Raw genomic sequence first — 1,648 nt, 5'->3', positions numbered from 1 at the left:
AGTGGAATCAGCAACCTTGGCGCAGCGTTGGCGTTCCAGATCGGCGAGGCGAAAGCCGACGGTCTATTTGGAGACGGACTAAGCAAGAACATCCTTTCTATTGCGGCACACGCGGCACTGGGGTGCGCGGGAAGCGCGGCGTCCGGAAATGGATGCGCAGGCGGTGCAATCGGTGCGGCTGCAAGTGCGGCATTTTCACCGGACTTCATCAAAGGAATTGATCCAAGCGGTGCGCCACTCAACGCGGGCCAACTCGCGGCGCTCTCCATGTTGTCGAGCTTGCTGGGTGCAGGGCTATCAGGGGCTGCGGGAGCAGACGCGAATGCTGGGGCATTCTGGGCGCAAAACCAAGCGCTGAACAACGAAGCCGGAGATGCCAAGCACACGGCTGATGCGGCGGGCAGCGGCGGCGTGGGCGGCGCCATAGTAACGTGGCTGAACAATACGTACGGTGATCCAGTCGGTTCTTTGAAGAACTGGGGTAATCAGTTGCTGTGGCTGTTGTCGTCAACCTACGGGCAAACGCCACCTGCGGATGCCAATCCACCGGGAGACGTGACCGGCGGAAATGGGAGAACGCCGCCGACGGCAGGTGCGGTGGTCACTCCGCTGCCATGCCCGGTAGGTCCCGGAGCGTGTGGCATGGTGGTGACGCCCGTTGTAACACCAGGCTCCGGCATATCGAGCAACTTGATGTTGTCAAGCGGTGGAAGCGATAGCGGATCGGATGGCACGAATGGTCGGAGTTCGACCAACAACGCTGGATTCGATACTTCAAATCTCGAAAGCAAGTTGAACGGTTACTTGTTGGACTCGGCCCATCCACAGAATCAGACTAAGGCGAATTGGTTTAGTCAGGCGCTGGGTTTCAACCAGAAAAACTGGCAAGATTTGGCAAAGCAGCTGTATTTTGATTCGGCCACTGCAGTTCCGACCAAGGCCACCCCGTACGGACAAACCTATGAACAGGTTATCCCAATCAAAGGAGGTAACGGGAAAACTATCGACACGACGTTTGTGTTCATGAAGGACAAATCCGGAACGGTTCGACTCGTGACAGGTATTCCATCAAAAAAATGAACTCTATGAAAGAGAATGACACATTTGTGTTGTCGCGGTCCGTTGAGGCAACGGTCATTGGCGAGCACCGAACCGTGTTGCTACCACTCGGAACAGTTGTAACCGTGGTGTTGGTTTACGGAGACTCCGGTTCACCCGTCGGCTACGAAGTGGAGGCCTTCCTGCCTAAAGATGATGCCTATGCGCTAGCGACTGTTGAGGCTTGCGACGTAGGTTAATTCTCTTTCACAAGCAGTATTGTGGTCGGTGCTAATCGAGGAAGTCGTTGAATGGCATGCATTGTACTAACCTAGGCCACCGATTCGGCTGCCCCAACATCTTCGTATCAGTGTCACCCGAGTTGAGCCCCGGTTTCTCACGATCTCGTGATCGGCGGCGTCGGCTCGTCGGCGACGGGCACGACCGCAGCCGATTCGCTCACCAACACGTCGGGCAACATCCTCGCAGGTAACAACCTGACGCTGAACGTCGCAGGCGGCATCACGAACACATTGCCGCCGCCGGTTCAGGTGCACGAGAACTACGGCAAGCTCGAAAAGTACTCGGGCTGTATGACGGCGGGTGGCTA

At 56.7% G+C, this 1,648-nt stretch carries 1 protein-coding gene and 1 pseudogene; both read left to right on the top strand.

The features are described 5' to 3' along the window. Window positions 1-1,080, top strand: a 1,080-nt coding sequence (locus PAN31117_RS26895; RefSeq protein ID WP_306440211.1) for a DUF6883 domain-containing protein, incomplete at its 5' end; no start/stop codon positions are given. Between the two features lie 356 nt (window positions 1,081-1,436). After that, window positions 1,437-1,648 (top strand): annotated as a pseudogene (locus PAN31117_RS26885) (hypothetical protein); the annotation flags it as partial.

It is taken from the genome of Pandoraea anapnoica, from assembly GCF_902459765.1.
Classification (GTDB): Bacteria; Pseudomonadota; Gammaproteobacteria; order Burkholderiales; family Burkholderiaceae; genus Pandoraea; species Pandoraea anapnoica.
This window is presented reverse-complemented; position numbering and strand designations above follow the sequence as displayed.